We start from the raw sequence: 24,094 nt of genomic DNA, 5'->3' as shown, positions 1-24,094 counted from the left end.
CAGCCGGCTGGCTGTTCCTCCGCCGCGCGGAGGAACAGCTAGTTGGCCACGGTGACGGGGATCGAGGCGCTGGCCTGGCTGACGTTGGTCACGTTGTCGGTCGCGACGGTCACCAGCCGGTACGGGCCGTTGGCGGGCTGACCGGTCCAGGTCACCGAGTAGTTCGCTGCCGCTGTCGTCGAGGAGCCGATCAGCGTCCAGTTGGCGCTCGTACAGGCCCCGGTGTAGCCGGAGCAGCGGTAGTACGAAACCGTCTGCACCCCGGACCCACTGCCGTCGTTCACGATCTCGGTCAGCGCGGCTCCGTTGCTCACGGCAACGGTCACGGTGAAGGCCGCGGACGCCGGCGACGAGGTCAGCCCACTCGCGGACGCCGTCAGGGTGAGCCCGGTGGCCGCGGTGTTGATGACGACTCCGCTGAAGGTGGCCCGGCCCGCGCTGTTGGTGGTGGCCGTGGCGCCGGCGTCGATCACTCCCGAGGACACGGCCAGCGTCACGCTGATCCCGGAGGCGGCGACAGCGTTGCCGCTCGCGTCCTGCACCTGAACGGTGATCGCCGGAGCGATCGCCACCCCGGCCGAGGCGGCAGACGGCCCCTGCACAAAGGCAAGCTTGCTCCCGGCCGGCACACTGATGACGATCGAGCCACTGGTCGCTGTACTGACCCCACCACGGCTCGTGTCGGTCGCGGTCAGGGTGTACGTCCCACCAGTGGTGAAGTACACCCCGTTGAAGGTCGCGACACCGGCCACGGCCGCCACGTTGGTGTAGGTCGATGGCGCTGAGTCAATCGCTCCCCCAGCCGGCCCGCTGGCCACGCTGAGAGTGATGTTGTCGGTAGAGCCTGTCCCGGTGGTGATTGTGTTGCCGACTGAGTCTTGGACAGAGACCCGGAAGGTGGCGAGAGGCGAGCCGGAGGTGCCCGTGGCGGGCGGTGCAGTGGTGTAGGCCAGCTGCGCGGGTGCTCCCGCGGTCAGGACGATGGCCGCCGGCGGCGAACCGGCACTAGCGTCCTTGGAGGTTGCAACGCTGAAGCTGCCGGCCGCATAGCTGTTCACTGGCCCATTGGTGATCCCTGCGATCGAGAGCGAGGCCGCAGTGCCTTTGGTGTGTGCGCAGCTGCCGCCGGCCAGCAGGATCGTGACGACGTCACCGCTGGTCGACGCCGTGGCCGAACAGCCCGGGAACCCGCTGATCAGCGTCACCGCCGGAGTGGCCGGCTCGGTGAACGCCGCAGGGAAGGTCACGATGACGGTGTTGCCGGCGGCGAGATCGCCGGAGTTCCCGTTGGCGGTCGTGAAGCCGATCTGCCAGCTCGCCGTGGCCCCGCCTGTCTGCGGCGTGCCGACGAAGGTGACACCGCTGGTGGCCGCGAAGGCGGCCGGCCCACCGACGACGCTGACGGTGACGCCGACCAGCGTCGCGACGAGCGCGCCGATCAGCCAGGCCAGCTTGCTTTTCGGGAACTTCGACAGGCTGCTCATCAGGAGTGTCCGTTCACGGTGGGACGGGTGACGGTCGGTGGGGTGGTGTCCACGGTGATGGCGGTGGCGGTACTGGGAGCGCTGGTGTTGCCGGCGGCGTCGGTAGCCACTGCGACGACTCGGTACGGGCCGTCTGCCGCGAGTGGCGCGGCTGTAGGCACCGGGAAGGAGGTTGCTGAGGCTGTGGAGGTACCGATGCCGATCCAGTTGGCACTGGTGCAACTACCGGTCGAGCCGGCGCAGTAGTAGTAGCTGACTGAGGCGACGCCCGAGTGGGTGTCGGTCGCCGTGTCGGTCAGGGTCACCACCTCGTTGTTGACGAACAGCGGGTTGGTGCCGAAGGTGACGGCGGCCGTGGCCACGGGTGCGGCGGCTGTCGGCGCAGTTACGTCGTACAGGACCGTGTTGTCGGTGCTGGTGGAGGCGGTGTTGCCTGCGCCTGCTGCGTCGTGCACGGTGTTCGCCGCGATGGAGGCGCTGACCGAGCCGGTGCCGGTTAGCCCGCTGACGGCGATGTTGTACGTCGTACCGCTCCCGGTGACCAGTGCTGTCGCAGTACTGGGTGTGACAGTCACGTCGGAGCTGGTGAAGTCCGTGACGACGGCGTCGAAGACGACGGTGAAGTTGATCGGCGCGACGCTGGTCGGGTCGGCCTGGCCTGCTGCCTGGTTGACCGTGACCGCGGGCCTGGTGTTGTTGACGGTGACGTTCCCGCTCGGGGCGCTCGCTGCTGTCCAACTGGCCCGTACGCCGGTGACCAGGTAGTGGTAGAGCCCGTCCGCGACGGCGAGGTCGTCACACGACGTACCGGTCGTTGGCTGGGCAGGAGACGTGCCGCACGCTGCAGCGGTAGTGCTGTCGCTGTTGCGGATGCGGGTCACGTAGTACCCGGTCGACTGGGCCGAGGCGGTCCAGCTGAGTGCGACGGTCCCACTGCCGGGTGTCGCCACAGCGGTGACATTGGCCGGCAGGTCCAGGGTGCCGGTCGGCGCACTACCTGTACCGGTGCCGGACGCGCCCCAGAAGGCCAGGGCCACTCCGGTCGCGGTCAACAGGGCGAGGGTCGCGCCGAGCAGGAGAAGTAAGCGTCTGCGAATCATGAGTTCAGCTCCCCTGACCTGAGCCGGAGTAGGTCAGCGTGAGAGTGGCGCCCTTGCAGCCATCCTGGTTGAACGGCGTGTTGAGCATCGACACCTTCGGCCTGGCGGAGACGGCGACACCCAGGTCGGCCAAGGACGTACTGCTGTTGGCCGGCGCGCTGAGCGGATAGGGCCCGCTGTACTGCGTGACCGCGTAGTCCGCCGCGGTACACGGCTGATTGTGGGCGATCGCGTACGCCGTCCGCGTCACCGACTGCACTGTCGCGGTCAGGTTGGTGATGGCCAGCGGTTTGTTGTTCGGGTTCGTCAGCGTGAGGTTCAGTGGACGGGAGATGCCCGGCGCCAGCGGTTCGGCGAGGTTCCCCGAGATGGTGAACGGCTTGCCGTTCGCGGTGATGACGAGGTCGACACTCGAGTACGCGTACTGCGTGGTGCCGCTCGGGTTCGTACCGGAGCCGACGAGACGCAGGGTGTAGGTGCCGCTGGACGCAGTCGCGGGTGTGGCGATCTGCAGCGTGGAGCTGTTCCCGGCGGTCGGATTCGGCGTGAAGGCGGCCGTCGCGCCGGCCGGAAGACCTCCCTGCACTGCGAACGTGACGGCGCCCGGGAGATTCGTCCGGGCCAGTTGCACGTCGTACGCCGCGGTGGAGCCGGGTGCCAACGTCACGGAGGCCGGAGTCGTGGTCATCGTCAGCGAACTCGACAACGGCTGATTCACCGTCAGGCCGGCGGACACCGTGCCGTTCACGTTGCCGTTGGCGCCCTTGACGGTGATGGTTCCCTGCCCGATCGGCGTACTCGCCGTAGTGCTGACCGTGAGGGTCGCGGTGCCGGTACTGCCTGAGGTCAGCGTGACCGATGGCGGGCTGAACGCCGCCGCTGCGCCGGTCGGCACCCCGCTCGCGGTCAGGGTCACCGGGCCGGTGAACCCGCCGGTCGAGGTGATCGCCACGGTGTAGGTGGCGGTCTGACCGCGGGTGATGGACTGGCCCGCAGGTGAGATCCCGAGGGTGAGGCCGGGCTTGGGGGGCTGCGCGGCGAACGCCACCCCGGCCGCGGTCAGCAGCAACAGCAACCCCGCGATGACGAGTTTCGTGGCGGCATGGGCAGACCGAAGGGCCGGGAACACTCGCCGGGGCGACATCTGCACCTCACTCCTTTCGGCTGAATCTGGGGGACGGCGAACTGCCGCGTTCGCGGGCCGGGCGAGGCTTCGCCCGGCGCCGGGAACATGCGGCGACTAGTTGCTGGCGTACGCGAGGTTGACCGTCGCGCCCTTGCAGCCGTCCTGGTTGGCGGCGGCCTTGTTGTTGAACTTCAAGGTCGCGCCGGTGAAGTTCGCGGTACCGCCCGCAGCGACGTCGCTGGCCACGCTCATCAACGGCGAGGCGAGCGTGTAGTCGGTGGAGTCGCAGCTGCCGACCGCGCCGGCGGCCTGGGTCACGCTGGCGATGCTCACGGTGACGGAGTTGACGTACGCGCTGTTGGCCGCGTTGTTCGTGACCGTGCCGCTGATGGTCTGCGCCGAGTCGCCCGGGTAGAAGGGCGTGAACACGGTGGTCTGCGCGATGGCGAGGTTGCTGGCGCCGGCGGACGTGCTGCCCGTGCCGGTGCCGGAGCCGGTGGTGCTCCAGTAGGCGAAGGCCGAGCCGGCGCCGATGACGACGACCGCGGCGGCCGCCAGGATGATCTTCTTCTTGCTACGCATGATGCAGGTTCTCCTCTCCCCGCGAGGGGATCCGATGGAAGCTCGCTGCGATCCGGGCCGGACCGACATCACGAAGAGTGACATTGATCACGAGGCGCTCCTGTCGGCTTGTCGGGTGCACTTCGCCCCCCGATCGGGTAGTTCGGTTGACGGGCGATCGGTGGTACCGGAGGCTGTCCGGCGCGGGTAAGGTTCAGCCGGGCCTGGTCCCGGCGACGTCGGCCCGCGCCGCCGGCCGAGGATCGGGAGACCGAGTGACGAAGTCCGAGACAGCACGAGCCGTCCTGGCCGCCGTCGACGACGCGCGGATCGTGGCGGACCTGCGGGAGCTGGTGCAGATCCCCAGCGTCGACGGGACACCGGTCGAGAACGAGATCCAGAGCTGGGTGGCCGCACGGCTGCGTGGTCTGGGGATGGACGTCGATCACTGGCAGTTCGACCTCCCCGCAATCACCGGGGACCCGTCGTTTCCGGGCTGGGAGGTCGAGCGGACCGAGGCGTGGGGTTGTGTGGGAGTCCTTGGTGGTGATGAGACTCCAGGGCTGATTTTCAATGGACATGTGGATGTGGTTCCGGTCGGGGAGCTTGCGCTCTGGCCGGACGGTGATCCGTTCTCGGCGCGGGTGAGCGACGGGATCATGTGGGGGCGCGGGACCTGCGACATGAAGGGCGGGCTGGCGGCGATCATCGGTGCCGTCGCCGCGTTGTCGGCTGCTGGAGTCACACTGCGGAAGCCGCTCGCTGTGCACACCGTGGTCGGCGAGGAGGATGGCGGGCTGGGCGCGTTCGGGACGCTCAAGCGCGGGCATACCGGCGAGGCGTGTCTGATCGCCGAGCCGACCGCCGGTGGCGTCATCCCGGCGAACGCGGGCTCACTCACCTTCCGCCTCGAGGTCCCCGGGCTCGCCACCCACGGCTCGACCCGTACTCGCGGGGTCAGCGCGATCGAGAAGTTCGCCGTCATCCAGCAGGCACTCGTACGGCTGGAGATCGAACGCAACCGTGACCCACACCCACTGCTCAAGCACCTCGACCTGGCCAACCCACTGTCGGTCGGCACCATCCACGCGGGCGACTGGGCCAGCACCGTGCCCGACCTGCTCGTCGCAGAGGGCCGGTACGGCGTACGCCTGGGCGAGCCGGTCGCCGAGGCGAGGCGGGCGTTCGAGGACGTTGTGACCGAGGCATGTGCCGGCGACGACTGGCTGAGCCAGCACCCGGTGAGGGTGAGCTGGCCGGGCGGGGTGTTCGCATCCGGTCTGCTGCCGGAGGGTGATCCCTTGCTCGACGACACGTTGCAAGCCGCAACCGGTGCCGGCGCTGCTGAGGTGCCGGACGTGAAGGGCGGCCCCTACGGCTCCGACCTCCGCCAGTACGCCGCCGCGGGCATTCCGACGTTGCAGTACGGCCCTGGAGACGTCCGCTACGCCCACGCGACCGATGAGCACGTACCGCTCGCTGAAGTCCTCCACTGCGCCCGCGCCTACGCTCTGCTCGCTTTACAGCGGTGTGCGTAGGGCTGGGTGGTAGAAAGTGCGCATGGGACCGCTGCGGGGACGCTCAGGCGAGCTGGGCCAACTGCTGGAGGCTCTGCGGGCGGCTGAGGCTGGTACTGCCTCGCTGACCGTAGTGACCGGTGAGCCGGGGATCGGGAAGTCGGCGCTTGTCCGGGCACTGGTGGAGCAGGCTGAGCGGCGTGGGGTGCTGGTCGCGCAGGCGGCGGCACACCAGACGGACGAGATCAGCCCGCTCGCTTCGCTGGCTCCTGCGCTCCGGACCGGCGTGGAGCCGCTGGTCAGCACCGAGCACTTCCTTGAGCTTGCTGGGCTCAACGGGCAACCGCTGTGGCTGGGTGAGAGGCTGGCGGACCTCCTTGGTCGCCGGCTGGACGGCGTACCGGCTCTGGTCGTCCTTGACGATGCTCAGTGGGCTGACCCGCTCACGAACTTCGTCCTGCGGATCGTGATCGCGCGGTTGAGCCGGGCGAAGGTCATGTGGGTGCTTGCGACGCGTCCTGGGCCGGGTGCGCTGTTCGACCAGCTCATCGATGCAGTGCGGGACCAGGTGCCGGTACACGCGATGCACTTGGCTCCGTTGAGTACGGAGGCAGTACTGGAGCTTGCTGCTGACCGGCTGGGCTCACCTGTCGACCCGTCGCTGTCGGTGCGGCTCGGCGGCGTACAGGGGGTGCCGTTCCTGGCTGAGCAACTGGTAGCCGGGCTGTACCTGGCGGACCTGCCAGACGGTCTGGTGGAGGGGGTGCGGCGGCGGGTCAGCAGTACTTCGGAGTTGTGCCAGGCGTTGCTGCGTACGGCGGCTGTGTTCGGCAGTGAGTTCCAGCTGGACGATGTCGCGGTACTGATGGGTGAGTCGATCGGGAAGCTCGCCGGGGCGTTGGACGAGGCAATTCGCGCCGGGTTGCTGGCGGATGGGAGCTCGACGTTGAGCTTCCGGCATGAGTTGTTGCGGGCCGCAGTACTGGCTGAGGTGCCGCCGTCGGCGCAGCGAGCTCTGCACAAGGCGATTGCCGATCAGCTGTTCGCCAGTGGGCAGGGGGCGGCGGCTGCTGCGCCGCACATCCTGGCCACGGCCGCCGCTGGAGACGTTGGGGCGACCATGGCGCTCCGGGAGGCGGCTCAGGAGCTGCTGCCGACTATGTCGATCACTGCGCTCAAGGTGATCCAGGAGACCTTCGAACTCACACTGCCGGACAGTGAGCTGCGGGGCGAGGTCGGTGAGGATGTCATCGCCATCCTGCTCCAGATCAGGCAGTTCGCCCAGGCGGAGGCGTTCGCCGAGGACCTGCTCGGTGGGACAGCGCTCTACCGCGGTCCGGTCTCGCCCGACTTGCGCGCTTCGATCATGCTCCGCCTGCTCCCGCACCGGTGGGCCACTGGCCGCCTGAACGAGAGCGAGCTGGACGTGCCCGGGGCCTCAGCCCCACTGGCCGAGCGCCTCAGGTCATACCGGGTACTGGGCCGCCTGGAAGCCCCCTTCGAGACCACCGACCCTGTTGCCCTGGGCATCCAGCACCTGGCCGCCGCCGAGCGTGCCCAGCAGGCAGGCCGGTACGCCGAAGCTCGCGACCTCTACCGCGAGGCCCGCCTGGCAGCCGGCGAGCAGGTAGGCAGCCACCCCGCCATCCACATCGAGATGGCCGAACTCTTCTGCCAGGCCCAGGCGGACGAACTGACCACCGCCCTGACCCGCCTCAAAGACCTGCTGGGCGCCAGCGACTCCTGGCTGGCCCCGCAGCTCTCCGTACTACGAGCCCGCCTCGAACTGGCCACCGGCAACCTCCCGGCCGCCACCGAAGCAGCCACCTCCTGCATCCGCTGGAGCGCCGAGGTCCACGACAACAGCTCCGAACCCACCGCCCGCCAGATCCTCGCGCTGATCGCCCTCCTCAAGGGCCACTCCACCGAAGCCCGGGAACAATCCCGCGACCCCCAGATCCGAGCCCTGCTGGCCATCGCCGACGGCGACCTGTCAGCAGCCGCCAAACTGCTGGACACCCCCCTCGACTACCCAGAACGCCACGACCTCCTGATCATGGCGGCAACCACCGCCCCAGACCCCAAAACAGCCACCCAAGCCGAACAACTCCTCACCGAGCAAGCCGAAGCCACCCCGTCCCCGAGCTTCCAGGCAGCTGCTCAGCTGATCACCGCGCACAACCAATGGCGAGAGGGCACAGCAGCCAGCCCCGCAGACCGGGGAGCGGGCGCCGAGCGCCCCACAGGCGGGCTAGCGGAGAGCGCGGCCTCCGCCCGGGCCGGCTTTGCTGCAGTGGTCGATTTGCTGGCCGGCTCCCCTCGCCACCTGCTGGTGGCTCGGGCCGACGCCCTGTTCGGGCGTGCGGAGCTCGAGACCGGCGACCGGGCTACGGGGATTGCCGCGTTGGAGCGGGCGTTGGAGCGGTTTACGGAGTTGGGGGCGAGTGCGCCGGCGGCGAAGGTGCAGGCGGTGTTGCAGGCGGCGGGGGTGAGAAGGCGGAAGTGGGCTTCGGTGCAGCAGCGGCCGGAGACTGGGTGGGAAGCGTTGACGCCGATGGAGCGGCGGGTGGCGTTGCTGGTGGCGGAGGGGCATACGAACCGGTCAGCAGCAGACGAGCTCGTGTTGTCGGCCAGTACGGTGGGGACTCACCTGAGGGCGGCGTTCGGGAAGTTGGGGGTCAACTCACGGGTGCAGCTGACCCGGCTGGTGCTCGAGCGGTTCGCCTCTCCCCCGAACGCATGAGATTTGGGTGCACCGGGTGAGCTGACCCGCCCGAACAGTTCACCCAAGTTCCGCTGTTCGGTCGATTCGCGGGCTCATCCATGCGAGGTTCTATTGCGGTGCTGGAAATCCCACCGGAAGAGAACGAGGAACTGAAGATGAGCGAGAAAGCCACCACCGTCGTCCTGGTCCACGGCGCGTTCGCCGACGCGTCCAGCTGGAACGAGGTCGTCGCCGACCTCACCGCCCGCGGCATCAACGTCCTGGCCCCGGCCAACGAGCTGAGCGGCATCGCCCGCGACGGCAAGCGGCTCGCCGCCCAGGTCCGCGAGATCGACGGCCCGGTCGTCCTGGTCGGCCACTCCTACGGCGGCGCGGTCATCACCGCCGCGGCCAACGACGCCGACAACGTCACCGGCCTGGTCTACATCGCGGCCTTCGCCCCGGACGAGGGCGAGACCCTCGGCGGCCTGAACGAGAGCTTCCCCGCCACCGACTTCGGCGCCGGCCTCGCCCCGCACAACCTGCCGGCCGACGGCGACGACGAGACCTGGCTGAGCATCGCCACGGACAAGTTCCACGCGCTGTTCGCCGCCGACGTACCGGCCGCGCAGGCCGACGTGATGGGTCGCTCGCAGCGCCCGATCGCCGCCGCCGCGTTCGGTGAGCCGGCCCCCGCGGCCAGCTGGAAGCGCCTGCCCACCCACTTCCTGATCGCGACCGGCGACCAGGCGATCCACCCCGACGGCGAGCGCGAGATGGCCAAGCGCGCCGGCGGCACCACCATCGAGGTCGACGCCTCGCACGCCGTCTCGGTCTCCCAGCCGAAGGCCGTCGCCGACTTCATCGCCTCCGCCCTCTGATCTGCCACCCACGAAACCGCCAGGAGCAAAGACAATGAATCCCCTTCGCAAGGTCCTCGTGATCGCCGCCAGCGCTGCCCTGCTGGCCACCGGCGCCACCGCCGCCACCGCGACCACCGACAAGCACCCGAACAAGCCCAAGCCGACCATCGTCCTGGTCCACGGCGCCTTCGCCGACGGCGGCAGCTGGAACAAGGTCTCCGAGAAGCTCCAGCGCGACGGCTACAAGGTCGTCGTCCCGGCCAACCCGCTGCGCGGCCCGGAGAGCGACACCAAGTACCTGACCGGCGTACTGGCCGGCATCCCCGGCCCGAAGGTCCTGGTCGGCCACTCGTACGGCGGCGCGATCATCACCGAACTCGCCTCCACCCCGGACGTGAAGGCCCTCGTGTACGTCGCGGCCTTCATCCCGCAGGCCGGTGAGACCGTCGGCGGACTCAACTCCCAGTTCCCGGGCAGCGAGATCGGCCCCGACACCACCGATGTCATCCAGTACGACGGTGGCGTCGACCTGGCGATGAAGCCCGAGGCCTTCCGCACCGTCTTCGCCGACGACCTGCCGTACCGCGAGCAGTCCCTGCTCGGCGCCTCCCAGCGCCCGATCGCGGCCTCGGCCTTCACCGAGGTGATCCAGAAGTCCGCCCCGGCCGACCTCCCGAAGTACGCGGTCCTGCCGTCGAAGGACCGTGCGATCGCCCCCGCCGCCGAGGCCTGGATGGCTCAGCGGGCCGGTGCCAAGACCGTCAAGGTCCAGGGCGCGTCCCACCTGGTGATGCTGTCCGAGCCCACCCCGGTAACCAAGCTGATCGAGCAGGCCGCCACCAACCGCTGACCATCCTTCCAGCCCAAGTCGCCCGGTCCCGGATCCTCGGGGCCGGGCGTTCTTGGGAATACAGCGGCAGTACTGACTGTTTTTCACCTTCATGCGTATTGATATCTGGTCCGACGTCGTCTGCCCGTTCTGCTACATCGGGAAGCGGCACCTGGAAGAGGCGCTGACCGCCTCCGGCGAGCAGGCCGAGATCGTCTGGCACAGCTTCCAGCTGGACCCCTCGTCGACCAACGACGACCCCCGCGACCTGGCCTTGCGGCTCGGCGAGAAGTACGGCCAGGGCCGCGAGTGGGGCGAGCAGGCGAACGCCCACGTGACCAAGAGCGCCGCCGCGGTCGGGCTGGACTTCCACCTCGAGAACGCGAAGTCGGCGAACACGCTGGACGCGCACCGGGTCCTGCACCTCGCGCTCGAGCTCGGCGAGGCCGGCGACGTACCGGCCGACACGCAGGACCGGCTCAAGGAGCGGTACCTCAAGGGCTACTTCACCGACGGCCTCCCGATGGGCGACCACACGACGCTGACCAAGCTCGCAGTCGAGGTCGGCTTGCCTGAGGACCAGGTGACAGAGGTCCTCGCCGGTACGGCGTACGCCGACGACGTCGCGGCCGACCAGGCTCAGGCGCTCGCGTACGGCGCGAACGGCGTCCCCTTCTTCGTGATCGACCAGAAGTACGGCGTGAGCGGCGCCCAGCCCGTCGAGGTGTTCACCGAAGCGATCCGGCGCGCGGCCGCGGACCGCCCAGCGGTGACGCTGATCACCACTCCCGGCACCACCGACGACGCCGCTTGCGGACCCGACGGCTGCGCGATCTAGCCCGAATCGCACGACCGGATTCAAGCTGGGTACAAGACACACGGGCACCTGGTGCCCCACCGGGATTGTCGGACCAGGTAAGAAGGAGCCATGACTGTCGTGCGTGCACTGGCCAGGCCGTTGCTGTCCACCATCTTCGTCGTCCAGGGCGCGAAGGCGGTCCGGGACCCCGAGCCGCACATCGCGAAGGCTCAGCCGGTCGCCGACCGGTTCGTCCCGCTGATCCAGAAGGTGACGCCGCCGCAGATCGGCGACCGGATCCCGGAGAGCACGGCGAACCTCGTCCGGCTCAACGGCGCCGCCCAGGTGATCGGCGGGCTCGCGCTCGCGACCGGCAAGGGCCGCCGCCTCGGCGCGGTACTGCTGGCCGGCTCGCTCGTGCCGACGACCCTCGCCGGGCACTCGTTCTGGCAGGAGACCGACAAGGCAGCCAAGGCGGCTCAGAAGGTCCAGTTCATGAAGAACCTGGGCATCATGGGTGGGCTGCTGCTCGCAGCCGTCGACACCGAGGGCAAGCCCGGCGTCGCCTGGCGCGCCACCCACGGCGCCAAGGCGGCCAAGCGCGAGACGAAGCGCGGCGCCAAGCTGGCGAAGCGGGAGGCGAAGCAGTTCGCCCGCACCGCCCGCCGCGAGGCCAAGCTGGCAGCCCACGCCGCCAAGGCAGAACTCCCCTTCGGCTGAAGCTGAGGCTTGTTCCAGTGCAGGTTCGGGGCCGTGAGTGCCTCGAACCTGACTTCGTACGGTTCCGCCGCGCACGGGCGGCAGGCCCGACCGATAGGCTCGGGGCGGAATCTTCGGAGAGCTGGGAGTGAGATGACAGCGCAGCAGGGGTGGCCGGCACCTTCCGCGACGGTAGCGGTCCGCGGCCGGGTGACCGTGCCCGGGTCGAAGTCGATCAGCAACCGGGCGCTCGTGCTCGCCGCGATCGCCGACGGCCCATCCACCCTGTCCGGGCTGCTCGTGGCCCGCGACACCAACCTCATGCGCCAAGCTCTGGTCTCCCTGGGCGTCGGCATCACCGAGCAGGACGGCCTGGTCACCGTCACCCCCGGCTCCCTCAAGGGCCCGGCGAGCGTCGACTGCGGCCTGGCCGGCACGGTCATGCGCTTCGTACCCCCGGTCGCCGCGCTGGCTGACGGCGAGATCGCGTTCGACGGCGACGCCTACGCCCGCGAGCGTCCGATGAACGTCATCCTCGGCGCGCTGCGCGCTCTCGGCGTACAGATCGAGGACCACGGCACCGGCCGGATGCCGTACTCCGTGAGCGGCACCGGCTCCGTCCGGGGCGGCCAGGTCACCCTCGACGCGTCCGGATCGAGCCAGTTCGTCTCGGCTCTCCTGCTGGCCGGCGCCCGGTACGACGAGGGCGTCGACATCATCCACGACGGCAAACCCGTCCCGTCGCAGCCGCACCTGGACATGTCCGTCGCGATGCTGCGGGAGCGGGGCGTGCAGGTCGACGACAGCCAGCCCAACCGCTGGATCGTTGCCCCCGGCCCCATTCGCGCGCTCGACTACGCGATCGAGCCCGACCTGTCCAACGCGGCGCCGTTCCTGGCCGCCGCGATCGTCACCGGTGGCGAGGTGACCGTGACCGGCTGGCCGGCCCAGACCACCCAGCCGGGCGGCCAACTGCCCGACATCTTCACCCGCTTCGGCGCCGACGTCACGCTGGCCGACGGCGAGCTGACCGTCCGGGGCACCGGCCGGATCGAAGGCCTGGACCTCGACCTGAGCGAGGTCGGCGAGCTGACGCCGGTGCTGCTGGCGATCGCCGCGTTCGCCGACGGCCCGTCGTACCTGCGCGGAATCGCCCACCTGCGCGGCCACGAGACGGACCGGCTGGCCGCGCTGGAGACCGAGTTCAACGCGCTCGGCGGCGACGTCACCCAGACCCCCGACGGCCTGGAGATCCGCCCGAAACCCTTGCACAGTGGGCTTTTCGGCACGTACCACGATCACCGGATGGCACATGCCGCCGCCGTGCTCGGCCTGGTCGTTCCCGGTCTGGAGATCGAGAACATCGCGACCACCGCGAAAACCCTGCCGGAATTCCCCGAGCTCTGGTCGGCGCTGGTGAGCTGATGTCGAAGTACGACGAGGAAGCCAAGTACGACCGGCCCAAGCGCCACACCCGGCCGCGGACCAAGGACCGGCCGACCTACGACAACGCCGTCATCGGCTTCGTGATCACCCGCGACCGCGGCCGCTACACCTGCTGGGTCGGCGAGTCTGATCGCGTCGTCACGGCGATGAAGGCCCGCCAGCTCGGCCGCAAGGGCGTCATCGTCGGCGACCTGGTCAAGCTCGACGGCGACTCCAGCGGCGACAAGGACACGCTGGCCCGGATCGTCGAGGTGCTCCCCCGCAAGACCCTGCTGCGCCGGTCCGCCGATGACGACGACCCGGTCGAGCGGCCGCTGGTCGCCAACGCGGACCAGCTCGTCATCGTCGTCGCGGTCGCCAACCCGGAACCGCGGACCAGGCTGATCGACCGCTTCCTGGTCGCGGCGTACGACGCCGGCATGCGCCCGCTGCTCTGCCTGACCAAGACCGACCTCGCCGACCCCGGTCCGCTGCTGTCGATCTACCGGCCGCTCGGCGTCGAGTCCGTCGCCACGCAGATCGACGGCGATCTCACCGAACTGCGCGAGCAGCTCCACGACCGGACGAGCATGATGGTCGGCCACTCGGGCGTCGGCAAGTCGACGCTGGTCAACGCGTTGGTGCCCGGTACGAACCGCGCGATCGGGGTCGTCAACGACAACACCGGTCGCGGCCGGCACACGTCGACCAGCGCCTTGCTGCTCCGGCTGCCCGAGGGTGGCTGGATCGTCGACACCCCGGGGATCCGGTCGTTCGGGCTGGCGCATGTGCAGCCGGATCAGCTGATCAACGCGTTCCCCGACCTGGCCGAGGAGACGCACGACTGCCCCCGCGGCTGCACTCACTCCGAGACCGAGCCCAACTGCGCCCTCGACGAAGCGGTCGCCGCGGGCCGGGTCGACGCGGAAAGAGTCGCCTCGTTCCGCCGCCTGCTGGCCAGCCGCGAGGGCCGCGATCTGGAGACGACCTAGCCGGTACGCCGAGCAGCCGCGCTCGCGTACCGGCGTACGGGCTACTTCGGCGGGAGTTGCCCGCTCCAGACCGCCCTGGCGCCGGCGTCTCCGGTGCGGATCGTCTGGATGATCACGATCACGCCGATCACCACGATCGCCGCGCTGGTGACCAGCTCCAACGGACCGCTCTTGGTTGCCTTGGCACCCTTTCCGCTCGCCAGCGCCGACGGCCCGCTGAGCAGCAGGAACGCGGCCACCGCGACCAGCGCGAAGACCAGCACGCACCAGAACAGCAGATTGCCCCGCTCACGGTGCACCTTGACCAGCGGCTCCAGCTGCGGAATCGCGGCCACGAAGGCCTCGCCGCTCTTCTTCGCCACGAACGCGCAGACGAGTGCCCCGACGCCGAGCACCAGGGTCGGCCAGCGAAGCAGCCAGCGCCACTTCGGCACCACCGCGTAGACGATCGCAGTGAGCGCGGCGACCGGCAGCACCAGCACCGTCAGGTGGATCACCAGCACGTGCAGCGGCAGATCTCCGAAGCGCTCGAACATGACGCCTCCAGCTAGTCGATGTGCTCAGACACTAGCTGCACGTTCAATCAGTCCGGATGGTTCAATCCAAGCCGAGACGAAGTTGCGACCTCGGACACCCAACGGAGACCTGGGACAGGTTATTTCATGTCCCAGGTCGCCGGTTGGTGTTCAAGGTGCCCACTTCTGGCTGGACAGGGGGCAGGCTAGCCTTCCGGTCATGCCCTCGCACACCGACGACTTGCGGCTCGCCCACATCCTGGCCGACGACGCCGACTCCACCACGATGGACCGCTACAAGGCGCTCGACCTGCACGTCGCCACCAAGCCGGATCTGACCCCGGTGAGCGACGCCGACCGCAAGGTCGAGGACGTGATGCGCAAGACGCTGGCCCGGGCCCGGCCGCGGGACGCGTTCGTCGGCGAGGAGGAAGGCACCACCGGCTGGGGCATCCGCCGCTGGGTGGTCGACCCGATCGACGGCACCAAGAACTACATCCGCGGCGTACCGGTCTGGGCCACCTTGATCAGCCTGATGATCGAGGACCAGGTCGTCGTCGGCGTCGTCTCCGCGCCCGCGCTCGGGCGACGCTGGTGGGCGTCGTACGGCGACGGGGCCTGGACCGGCCGCGCGCTGATGTCCGCCCAGCCGTGCCGGGTCAGCGACGTCTCGACGGTCGAGGACGCGTCGCTGTCCTACTCCTCGCTGAAGGGCTGGGAGAAGCTCGGCAAGAAGGACCAGTTCGCGGACCTGATGGAGTCGGCCTGGCGGACCCGCGCGTACGGCGACTTCTGGTCGTACATGCTCGTGGCCGAAGGCGCTGTCGACGTCGCGGCCGAGCCGGAGCTCAACCTGTACGACATGGCAGCGCTGTCCATCATCGTGGACGAGGCCGGCGGCAAGTTCACCTCCGTCGACGGCACTCCCGGCCCGAACGGCGCCAACGCCGTGGCGACGAACGGCCGCCTGCACGAAGAGATCCTCCGCCGCCTGGCGTAGCGACCTGACGAATCGCCTAAAGTAGTCACTGTCGAACAAGCCGTATCGGAAGGACCATGCCGCGATGGGCGAAGCAGGTAGAGAAGGCGTCGTGATTCCGGGCGTCGACACGACCAGGCCGAGCATCGCGCGGACCTACGACTACCTGCTCGGCGGCAAGGACAACTTCGCCGTCGACCGGGCCCTCGGCGACAAGTTCATCCACGGCCTGCCCGGCTCGCAGGCGATCGCCTTCGACAACCGCGGCGCACTGATCCGGGCCGTCCGGGAGATCGTCCGGACCAGCAAGGTGCGGCAGTTCATCGACCTCGGCAGTGGCCTCCCGACGGCCGACAACGTGCACCAGGTCGCCCAGCGGCACGCGCCGGAGACCAAGGTCGTCTACGTCGACAACGACCCGGTGGTGCTCGCGCACGGCCGCGCCCTGCTCGCCGAGAACGAGAACACCGCCGTCTTCCAGGCCGACCTGCGCGACCCCAAGTCGATCTACGACAGCCCGGAGACGCGAGCGCTGATCGACTTCGGCAAGCCGGTCGCGATCATCCTGAGCGCGGTGCTGCACCACCTCAACGACGACGAGGACCCGGCCGCGGTGGTGCGCTTCTGGTACGACCGGGTGCCGGCCGGGAGCTACTTCTTCATCAGCCACTTCCGCAGCGAGAACGACCCGCGCAGCGCCGAGATGCAGCAACTGCTGCAGGGCTCGCTCGGGCGCGGCCGCTGGCGCACCGACGACGAGATCCTCGCCCTGTTCGGCGAGGGTCTGACCGTGCTCGAGCCGGGGATCGTGCCGTCGGTCGAGTGGCGGCCGGAGAGGCCGGTCGACGACCTCAGCGACTGGTCCCGGCTGATCGCCGCCGCCCTCGCGGTGAAGGACTGAAGGCCTAGGTCGCGTCCTGGACCTGCTGCCCACCAGGCAGCTTGTCCTGCACGGAGTGGTGGCGTTGCAGCCGCCAGACCGACGGCACCAGCAGGGTGGCCGCCACGATCGCCAGGTGCAGCCCGGCGCCGTACAGCTCGACCGCCTTCACGCTGGTGACCGCCGCGAGGTACCCGACCGTGAGCTGACCGATCGGCCCGGCGACGAACGAGCCGAGCATGTCGTACGACGCGACCCGCGACAGCTTGTCGAGCGGGATGTGCTGGCCGAGCGCCGTCTCCCAGCCGATCCCGAAGATCTCGAACCCGACCCCGACCACGAAGCCCATCGCCGCGACCGCGACCGTGTAGGGCGCCAGCGCCAGCACCAGGTACATCGGCACCATCACCAGCATGCCGAACATGCCGATCCGGACCGGGTACTTCGGCTTGACCCGGATCATCACGATGCCGCCGGCAATCAAACCGGCGCCGAAGCAGGCGCTCACCGCACCCCAGCCGATCCGGCCGAAGGTGTCGTCGGCGATCACCGGCCCGAGCGTCGAGTAGCAGGCCGAGAAGATCATGTTCAGCACCATGAAGGCGACCACGACCGTCCAGACCCACTGCCGGGAGACGAACTCGGTCCAGCCGACCCGCAGGTCGTGCAGCACCGACGTCTCCGACCGCTCGATCGGTGGCAGCCGCAGCCTGGACATCAGCAAGGCGCCCAGGGAGAACGTCAGCGCATCGACGGCCAGCCCGATCCCGGGACTGGTCAGACCGACGATCACACCGGCCACCGCGCTGCCGCCGATCAGCGCGGTCGAGCGGGCGAAGCCGGAGACCGCGTTCGCCTGCGGCAGCTCCGCGCGGTCCACGATCGACGGCAGGATGCCGGTCATCGCTGGCATCACGAACGCCGCGGCGATCCCGTTCACCGCCTCGATCGCGGCCAGTTGCCAGATCTGGGCGTGGCCGGACAGGACCAGTCCCGCCGCGAGCGCCTGGGTCAGGGCGCTGACCGAGTTCGCGACGATGATCACCAGTTTGCGCGGCAGCCGGTCGGAGATCACCCCGCCGAGCAGCACGAAGACCACGTTCGGGATGCTCCGGGCGGCCAGTACCAGGCCGACCGCGCTGGCCGCGTCCGAGACGTCCAGGACGGCGAAGACGAGCGCGATCGGGGCGATCGAGGAGCCCAGCATCGAGATGAAGCGGGCGCTGACGAAGAACCGGACGTCGCGATGCCGTAGTACGGACAGGTCCTCACGCCAGGTCACTGGCTGTATTGTGCCAGACCTGCCGCTCACTGGTTCTATTCGCTACCTTTGGGTATTGGGCTCACTCCATCACCAGGAGGCTCCGTGAAGATCAACGACGTACTGCGCGGTAAAGGCAACCAGGTCGTCACCATCTCCCCAGAAGCCACCGTCACCGAACTCCTCGCGCTGCTGGCCGAGCACAACGTCGGCGCGCTGGTGGTCAGCGCCGACGGCAGCTCCGTGGCCGGCATCGTCTCCGAACGCGACATCGTCCGGCTGCTGCACCGCACACCCGACGCGGGCGACGTCCGGGTGAGCGCGATCATGACCGAGCAGGTGCACACCTGCGGGCCGGACGACCTGGTCGACAACCTGATGCGGCTGATGACGGATCGCCGGATCCGGCACGTCCCGGTGGTCACCGACGGCGCGCTGACCGGGATCGTCAGCATCGGCGACGTGGTGAAGACCCGGATCGGCGAGCTGGAGTTCGAACGCGAGCAACTTTCCAACTACATCTCCGGCTAGCAAGGCGTCACCTCACCGGGTTCGTCCCTGGCCGGGTCTACATTCCGACCATGGACCCGACACCACCCCCACAGAACCCCGGGCAGGCGCAGTCAGGCGGAAACCCGCCGGGGCCGTACCAGGCCGCGGCGGGTGGTCCGCCGCCCCCGGGCGGTGGCTACCCACAACCGGGCCCGGGCTACCCACCCCCGCAAGGCGGTCAGGGTGGCTATCCGCCGCCACCAGGTGGATACCCGGGCTACCACCCCTACCCCGGACAGAGCGGTCTGCCTGCGCCGGGCTCCGGCGGGACGAGCACACCCGCCATCATCGGGTTCATCCTCAGCATCTTCGGCATCGTGCTGTTCAGCATCATCCTGTGCATCGTCGCGCTCAGCCAGATCCCCAAGCGCGGCCAGCGCGGCAAGGGACTGGCCATCGCGGGTCTGATCATCAGCGGCCTCTGGGTGGTCATCGGCGGGCTCCTCGTCATCGGTCTGATCTCCACCTACAACGACAACGAGCCCAAGCGGGATGCCTCCGGGCAGGTGACCACCACGGTCGACACCAAACCGAACAAGCTCCGGGTCGGCGACTGCGTCACCGGCATCGAGGAAGGCGTAGTCAAGGACATCAAGGTCCAGCCCTGTGACCAGCCCAACGGTGGCAAGGTGTTCGCCGTCTTCGAGCTCCCGGCCGGTGAGTGGCCCGGCCTGGCCGCCGTCCAGGCCGCTGCCGAGAAGGGCTGCACCGACCGTTTCAAGGCTCTCAAGCAGACGCCGGACAAGCCGTCGGACGTCTTCTTCCTGCACCCGATCGAGAACGGCTGGACCCTCGGCGACCGCAACGCCACCTGCCTGCTCGTCCCCGAGTAACAGGACGAACCTCGGGCCCGGCACACACTGTGTGTGCCGGGCCCGGGGTCGTTGGAGCTCAGTACCTGGTCACCGCCGCGTAGGCGTCGGCGATGCCGTAGCCGTAGAAGCCGTTGAACGACCGCGGTCCTTCACAGAGCGCGTCGAACTCGGCCGGCCGGCCCTCGTTCGTGTACGTCTGCAGGCGAGGCGTCGGGCAGGCCCGCCGCTGCGCGCTGTCCAGCAGGATCTTGCGCGCCTTGTCCGGGGCCAGCCCGAACGAGTCGTGCGATCCCTTCTTGCCGTACTCGCTGACGATCAGCGCCACGACACCGGTGACGTGCGGCGACGCCATCGAGGTGCCCTGCAGCCAGTTGTAGTAACCACACTTCGTGTAGTCCGTGACCCCGGCCGGGCACTGCTTCTGTACGCCGCCGGCCACGCCGGCCGCGGTGATCTCGCCCGCTGCGTCGACGAGCGGCGTGGCCGCGTTCTGCAGCACGTTGACCGGGTAGGTCGACAGGATCAGGTTCTCGTTCGTCCGGTACTGCGGCGTACCGAAGTAGTCGCGGAACCAGCCACCCGGCGCCGCCACATCGATCTGCTCGGTGCCGTAGTTGGAGTAGTCCGCCTTCTTGCTCGACGGGCCGAGCGCGGACACACCGATCACGTGCGGGCCTTCGACCGGCAGGTCGATGCAGGTCGCGTTGTCGATCGGCCGCGGGTACGGCGCGACGTCGCCGAAGTCCGGGCTGGAGATGTCGGTCCGCGGCTTGCCGAGGTCCTCGTGGTTGTTGCCGAGCGACCCGACCAGCGAGACGCCCTTGTTGTGCGCGTAGTCGAGCGCCCGGCTCATCGTGGCGATGATGGTGCGCTGCTCGGCCTGTGCCTCCGGGCTGTCGGCCGGGTTGGCCGTGCAGTTGTAGAGCCACGGGTCGACGTAGAAGGACATGTTGACCACGTCCAGCCCGACGTCACCGGCGTAGGTGAGTGCGTCCGTCACCGGTCCGAGGAACAGGAAGCCACCGTCCTGGCCGCCGCGGATCTCGACCAGCGAGACACCCGGCGCGACACCGGAGACACCGATGCCGTTGAGCGCGGCACCAACGGTGCCGGCCACGTGCGTGCCGTGCCCACTGTCGTCCCAGCCGACCGGGTCGACACAACCACGGAACTCACACGGGCCGTCGATCTCCGGGATGTCCGTGACGAAGTTGCGGGACAAATTCCAGTCGAAGTTCGGCGCCAGGTCGGGGTTGCGCGCGTCGATCCCGGAGTCCAGGATGCCGACCTTCACCACCTTCTTGCCCGGGTGCTTGGCATGCGCCAGGTCCGCCCGGATCATCTTCAGGCCCCAGAGCTGGGCGTCGAGCGGATCGGCGGTGCTCTTCGCGGCCGCCGTCTTGGCGGTGACGCTCTTGCCCTTGGCAACGGCGCTCAGGTGCTCCTGCTCGACCGTGCTCGGCCTTGCCTGCGGCAACTGCCCGATCGGGCGGGTGCGCGCCGCGCCCTGGATGCCCGACGAGCCGGACACCCGCGTGACGAACCCGGAGGCGGCGGCCTGCACCGTCATCGTGCCCAGGTTCGTGTTCTCCTTGACCAGCTTGCCCCCGGCCGCCTGGACCGCGGCGAGCGCCTGGGCGTGGTCGGCCCCGGCCTGCAGCAACACCGTGTACTCCGTGGTGCCACCGGCAACCGCCGTCGTCCCGGCACCGGCGGTGACCGGAACTGCCAGCGCGCCGGCTACCAGCGCGATGGCGCCAGTGGCCGCACACAACGATCTACGGACGTCTCTCACGAGCGGATCCCCTCCCTGAAGTGAGTCTGACCCGGCACACGCTAAATGTGTGGAGCCCGGTTCACCAGGGGTCAGCGGGATGCCGACGTTGTCAATCCACAAGCAAGCGACTGACCGGATCAGTCCGGTCAGTCGCTAGGAGGCGAGCAGCAGGCCAGCGACGACCACGCCGACGATCAGCTCGAGGCCGAGCAGGGCGGTGCCGATCATGCCGGTGATCCGGCCCGCCACCGCCATCCCCCGGTTGCCGTACACCCCGGGATTCGCGTCGATCTCCTCGAGCGCCTGGCTGCCCTTGGCCCAGGCGAACGGCGACAGGAAGGCCAGGCAGGTCCCCAGCCCGATGATGCCCAGCACCATCGAGACCGTCGCGGCCGAGTTGTCCAGCGGTCGCTGGTTCAGCGGCTGCGGGTACACGTACTGCGACTGCCGCGGCCAGCCCTCCGGCGGGTACTCCTCGTCATCCGGCATACCCGATGTTCTCCTCTGCTCGGGGTCAACGGGGTTGGCCCCGAGCAGAAGATGATGTCAGCTCAGCTCGGTGATATCGCCGATCCCCAGCCCGGCGAGCTGGCCGCGGACCTCCTTGGCCTCCCCGACGACGACGACCAGCAGGCCGTTGGCTCCGACGTACCGGCGGTAGGCCTCGGTCGCCGTCTCGGCCGTGGTGGCGGCGATCTGGGCCAGGTAGGTGTCGGCGAAGTCGAGCGGCACCCCGGCGGCGATGTTGCTGCCGACCTGCTGCGCGATCGAGTCGGCCTGCTCGTAGCGCAGCGGGGCAGTACGGATCAGGCTGTCCTGCGCGTCCTGGACCTCCTGGGCGGTCAGGCCGTCGCGGGCCTCGAGCAGGATCTTCAGCGCGTCACCGATCGCTGCACCGGTCACCTCTGTGCGGACTGCGCCGCCCAGGCTGAAGGTGCCGCCCTTGCGCGGCGCGGTGAAGCTGGTGCGGGTGCCGTACGTGTAGCCCTTCTCCTCGCGCAGCACAGTGTCCACGCGGGAGGTGATCGTGCCGCCGACAACGTGGTTGGCGACCGCGGCTGCACCCCAGATGTCCTCGCGGCGGTCGGGGCCGGGGCAACCGATCAGCAACTGGCTCTGAACGGAGCCGGGCCGGTCCACGAGCACCAGCTTGTTACCGGCGATGTAGAGCGGCTCGGGTGTCTCCATCGCGGTACCGGCGTCAGAACTCCAGTCGCCGAAGGCATCGTCGATCACCGCGGCCACGTCGACCCCGGTCGCGTCGCCCGCGAACAGGATCTCGGCCCGGGCCGGACCGATGTTGGCGTGGTAGAACTCGGCCACTTGGACGTTCGTCAGCGGCCGGATGGTGTCCGGCGTACCAGCGGTCGGGCGGGACCTGCGCGACGACGGGTCGAACAGGTTGGCGGCGAACGCCTCACGGGCGCGGTAGCCCGCGTTGGCCCGCTCCTGGTTGATCTCACCGAGCCGGATCGTCACATGCCGCCCGACGTCGGCCTGGTTGAAGGCCGGCCGGGTGACTGCCTCGGCGAGCAGCTTGACGGCCGGGGCGAGCTGCGAGGTCGGGACCGAGATCTCGACGTGCAACGCGTCCGAGCTGACATCCACCCCGTACGCCGCGCCGTGCCGCTCCAGAGCCGCCGCGAACTCGTTGGCCGACTTGAGCTCGGTGCCCTCGTCCAGAGTGCGCGACATGATCGTGGCGACGCCCTCCAGCTCACGTGGCTCGACGGCCAGCGGCATCGCGACGGTGACGCGTACTGTGGCGACGTACTGGCCGGGGCGGTCGAAGACGTGGACCGGGGTGCCGGAGCGGGTCGTAGTGCTGGTCGCCAGCGGGAAGCGCCACGGGCGCGGCGGTGCGACGGCCGGCGGTGTGGTCAAGGCCTGGCTGTTCATTCCTGCTCCCCTGCTTCTGTGCCTGCCACTGCGTTGTCTGTCTGACGCCGGTACGTCACCTGCGCGCGCGAACCGGCACGGATCCACTTGCTCGCCGCTGCCTGGACCTGGTCCGCCGTCACCGCGCGGAGGTCGTCGATCCGGGTGTTGATCCGGTTCGGGTCGCCGAACAACAACGCGTGGTGCGAGATCTCGTCGGCACGACCGCCACACGTGGCCAGCTGCTCCAGCCAGTCGCGCTCGGCCTGCGCCTGCACGGTCGCCAGCTCGTCCTCGGTGATGCCGTCCTTGGCGAGCTTCTCGACCTCCTCGACGAGCGCGTCCTCGACCTGCTGCAGGTCGATGCCCTCGGAGGCGATCCCGGTCAGCGTCCCGAACGAGACGCCGCCGATCAGCGGCAGGGCTCCACCAGAGACTGATTGAGCGATCTGCTCGTCGCGGACCAGACGCCGGTTGAGGCGTCCACTCTGACCGCCGGCCAGGACGTCGAGCGCCAACGCGGCGGCGTCGAGTTCCGGCGTACCGTCGACCGGGAGCCGGAACATCATCGTGATCAGGTCCGACGGCACGTCGTCGACCACGTCGTCGCGGAACACCCCGTCGAGCGGGCCGACCGTGCCATCCGGTGCGGGCGGCGGCGTCGGGATGGCCGGCAGGTGCCCGAAGTACCGCTTGGCGGCGTCGAACGCGTCCTCCTCGGAGACATCTCCGACGATGGTCAGGACGGCGTTGTTCGGGCCGTAGTACTTGCGGAAGAACGCGTGCACGTCCTCGACCGCGGCCGCGTCCAGGTCGGCCATCGAGCCGATCGTCATGTGCGCGTAGGGGTGGTGCTCCGGGAAGAGCAGCCGGACGAGCCGCTCGTACGAGTCGCCGTACGGCCGGTTGTCGTAGCTCTGCCGCTTCTCCTCCTTCACCACGTCGCGCTGGTTGTCGAGGTTCTCCTGGTTGACCGCGTCGAGCAGGTAGCCCATCCGGTCCGCCTCGAGCCACAGCGCGAGGTCGAGCCCGCCGCTGGGCAGCGACTCGAAGTAGTTGGTCCGGTCGAAGAAGGTGCTCGCGTTCAGGCTCGCCCCGACGCTTTCCAGCAGCGAGAAGTGCTGCCCCGACTCGACGTTGCGCGACCCCTGGAACATCAAGTGCTCGAACAAGTGCGCGAACCCGGTCAGCCCCGGCGGCTCGTGCCGTGATCCCACGTCGTACCAGAGGTTCACCGACACGATCGGCACGTTCCGGTCAGAACTGACAACAACCCGCAGACCGTTGTCCAACGTCTGCTCAGCAAGCGGATAGTTCAGCGGCATGCAGCCCACCCTA

General features: G+C 69.2%; 22 protein-coding genes. 12 read left to right on the top strand and 10 right to left on the bottom strand.

Annotation, left to right across the window (positions count from 1 at the left end):
- Positions 1–38: 38 nt before the first annotated feature.
- The 4 genes from ABD768_RS20110 to ABD768_RS20095 all read right to left on the bottom strand — a co-directional run bounded on the left by ABD768_RS20110 (position 39) and on the right by ABD768_RS20095 (position 4,292).
- Positions 39–1,484: a hypothetical protein gene (locus ABD768_RS20110; RefSeq protein ID WP_344842733.1), complete on the bottom strand. Its 1,446-nt coding sequence runs from the start codon at positions 1,482–1,484 to the stop codon at positions 39–41.
- On the bottom strand, positions 1,484–2,584 hold the full coding sequence (locus ABD768_RS20105) for a hypothetical protein (protein ID WP_344842730.1): 1,101 nt from the start codon (positions 2,582–2,584) through the stop codon (positions 1,484–1,486). The genes ABD768_RS20110 and ABD768_RS20105 overlap by 1 nt, the downstream gene beginning before the upstream one ends.
- A gap of 4 nt (positions 2,585–2,588) precedes the next feature.
- A complete protein-coding gene (locus ABD768_RS20100; protein WP_344842727.1) occupies positions 2,589–3,728 on the bottom strand; it encodes a COG1470 family protein in 1,140 nt (379 codons plus the stop codon).
- Between the two features lie 96 nt (positions 3,729–3,824).
- Positions 3,825–4,292: a hypothetical protein gene (locus ABD768_RS20095; RefSeq protein ID WP_343964580.1), complete on the bottom strand. Its 468-nt coding sequence runs from the start codon at positions 4,290–4,292 to the stop codon at positions 3,825–3,827.
- Between the two features lie 254 nt (positions 4,293–4,546).
- On the opposite strand from ABD768_RS20095, the gene ABD768_RS20090 reads away from it, so the two are divergent.
- The 8 genes from ABD768_RS20090 (at position 4,547) to rsgA (ending at position 14,099) form a co-directional block, all read left to right on the top strand.
- Complete coding sequence (locus tag ABD768_RS20090) at positions 4,547–5,809, top strand: ArgE/DapE family deacylase (RefSeq protein ID WP_344842724.1); 1,263 nt, start codon at positions 4,547–4,549, stop codon at positions 5,807–5,809.
- A 22-nt stretch (positions 5,810–5,831) separates the two neighbouring features.
- Complete coding sequence (locus tag ABD768_RS20085; RefSeq protein ID WP_344842721.1) at positions 5,832–8,531, top strand: ATP-binding protein; 2,700 nt, start codon at positions 5,832–5,834, stop codon at positions 8,529–8,531.
- 137 nt (positions 8,532–8,668) lie between these two features.
- Positions 8,669–9,373: an alpha/beta fold hydrolase gene (locus ABD768_RS20080; protein WP_343964574.1), complete on the top strand. Its 705-nt coding sequence runs from the start codon at positions 8,669–8,671 to the stop codon at positions 9,371–9,373.
- Between the two features lie 34 nt (positions 9,374–9,407).
- Positions 9,408–10,205, top strand: a complete 798-nt coding sequence (locus tag ABD768_RS20075) for an alpha/beta hydrolase (protein ID WP_343964572.1) — start codon at positions 9,408–9,410, stop codon at positions 10,203–10,205.
- 91 nt (positions 10,206–10,296) lie between these two features.
- Entirely contained in the window at positions 10,297–11,022 is a 726-nt protein-coding gene (locus tag ABD768_RS20070; protein ID WP_344842716.1) for a DsbA family oxidoreductase, read from the top strand.
- Positions 11,023–11,112: 90 nt separating this feature from the next.
- The gene (locus ABD768_RS20065; RefSeq protein WP_343964568.1) at positions 11,113–11,703 is read left to right on the top strand and encodes a DoxX family protein; all 591 of its coding nucleotides are present in this window, start codon (positions 11,113–11,115) and stop codon (positions 11,701–11,703) included.
- 132 nt (positions 11,704–11,835) lie between these two features.
- Positions 11,836–13,107, top strand: coding sequence for a 3-phosphoshikimate 1-carboxyvinyltransferase (aroA, locus tag ABD768_RS20060; protein ID WP_344842713.1), 1,272 nt, complete (start codon positions 11,836–11,838; stop codon positions 13,105–13,107).
- Entirely contained in the window at positions 13,107–14,099 is a 993-nt protein-coding gene (rsgA, locus tag ABD768_RS20055; protein ID WP_343964564.1) for a ribosome small subunit-dependent GTPase A, read from the top strand. Before aroA ends, rsgA begins: the two co-directional genes overlap by 1 nt.
- Before the next feature lie 41 nt (positions 14,100–14,140).
- Here rsgA and ABD768_RS20050 read toward each other — a convergent pair whose 3' ends face one another.
- Positions 14,141–14,635, bottom strand: a complete 495-nt coding sequence (locus tag ABD768_RS20050) for a DUF2231 domain-containing protein (protein WP_343964562.1) — start codon at positions 14,633–14,635, stop codon at positions 14,141–14,143.
- 199 nt (positions 14,636–14,834) lie between these two features.
- Between ABD768_RS20050 and hisN the strand changes: the two genes are divergently transcribed.
- Together hisN and ABD768_RS20040 are read left to right on the top strand one after the other, a co-directional pair.
- Positions 14,835–15,614 carry a histidinol-phosphatase gene (gene hisN / locus ABD768_RS20045; RefSeq protein ID WP_343964560.1) on the top strand — a complete coding sequence of 260 codons (780 nt, stop codon included), beginning with the start codon at positions 14,835–14,837 and terminating at the stop codon, positions 15,612–15,614.
- Positions 15,615–15,678: 64 nt separating this feature from the next.
- Positions 15,679–16,494: an SAM-dependent methyltransferase gene (locus tag ABD768_RS20040; protein WP_343964558.1), complete on the top strand. Its 816-nt coding sequence runs from the start codon at positions 15,679–15,681 to the stop codon at positions 16,492–16,494.
- A gap of 4 nt (positions 16,495–16,498) precedes the next feature.
- Here the strand turns inward: ABD768_RS20040 and ABD768_RS20035 are convergent, their stop codons facing one another.
- The gene (locus tag ABD768_RS20035) at positions 16,499–17,755 is read right to left on the bottom strand and encodes an MFS transporter (RefSeq protein WP_343964556.1); all 1,257 of its coding nucleotides are present in this window, start codon (positions 17,753–17,755) and stop codon (positions 16,499–16,501) included.
- Positions 17,756–17,839: 84 nt separating this feature from the next.
- On the opposite strand from ABD768_RS20035, the gene ABD768_RS20030 reads away from it, so the two are divergent.
- Together ABD768_RS20030 and ABD768_RS20025 are read left to right on the top strand one after the other, a co-directional pair.
- Entirely contained in the window at positions 17,840–18,265 is a 426-nt protein-coding gene (locus ABD768_RS20030; RefSeq protein WP_343964554.1) for a CBS domain-containing protein, read from the top strand.
- A gap of 50 nt (positions 18,266–18,315) precedes the next feature.
- Positions 18,316–19,119, top strand: coding sequence for a DUF4190 domain-containing protein (locus ABD768_RS20025; protein ID WP_344842707.1), 804 nt, complete (start codon positions 18,316–18,318; stop codon positions 19,117–19,119).
- Positions 19,120–19,177: 58 nt separating this feature from the next.
- Here ABD768_RS20025 and ABD768_RS20020 read toward each other — a convergent pair whose 3' ends face one another.
- The 4 genes from ABD768_RS20020 to ABD768_RS20005 all read right to left on the bottom strand — a co-directional run bounded on the left by ABD768_RS20020 (position 19,178) and on the right by ABD768_RS20005 (position 24,081).
- The gene (locus ABD768_RS20020) at positions 19,178–20,896 is read right to left on the bottom strand and encodes a S8 family serine peptidase (RefSeq protein ID WP_344842705.1); all 1,719 of its coding nucleotides are present in this window, start codon (positions 20,894–20,896) and stop codon (positions 19,178–19,180) included.
- A gap of 135 nt (positions 20,897–21,031) precedes the next feature.
- Positions 21,032–21,367, bottom strand: a complete 336-nt coding sequence (locus ABD768_RS20015) for a DUF4190 domain-containing protein (RefSeq protein ID WP_344842702.1) — start codon at positions 21,365–21,367, stop codon at positions 21,032–21,034.
- Positions 21,368–21,424: 57 nt separating this feature from the next.
- Positions 21,425–22,777: a M16 family metallopeptidase gene (locus ABD768_RS20010; RefSeq protein ID WP_343964546.1), complete on the bottom strand. Its 1,353-nt coding sequence runs from the start codon at positions 22,775–22,777 to the stop codon at positions 21,425–21,427.
- Entirely contained in the window at positions 22,774–24,081 is a 1,308-nt protein-coding gene (locus tag ABD768_RS20005) for a M16 family metallopeptidase (RefSeq protein WP_344842699.1), read from the bottom strand. The genes ABD768_RS20010 and ABD768_RS20005 overlap by 4 nt, the downstream gene beginning before the upstream one ends.
- Positions 24,082–24,094 lie beyond the last annotated feature (13 nt).

The sequence above is a fragment of the Kribbella ginsengisoli genome (genome assembly GCF_039537185.1).
Lineage (GTDB): Bacteria > Actinomycetota > Actinomycetes > Propionibacteriales > Kribbellaceae > Kribbella > Kribbella koreensis.
Note: the sequence above shows the minus strand (reverse complement) of the source record. Positions and strands in the feature narration are given on the sequence as shown.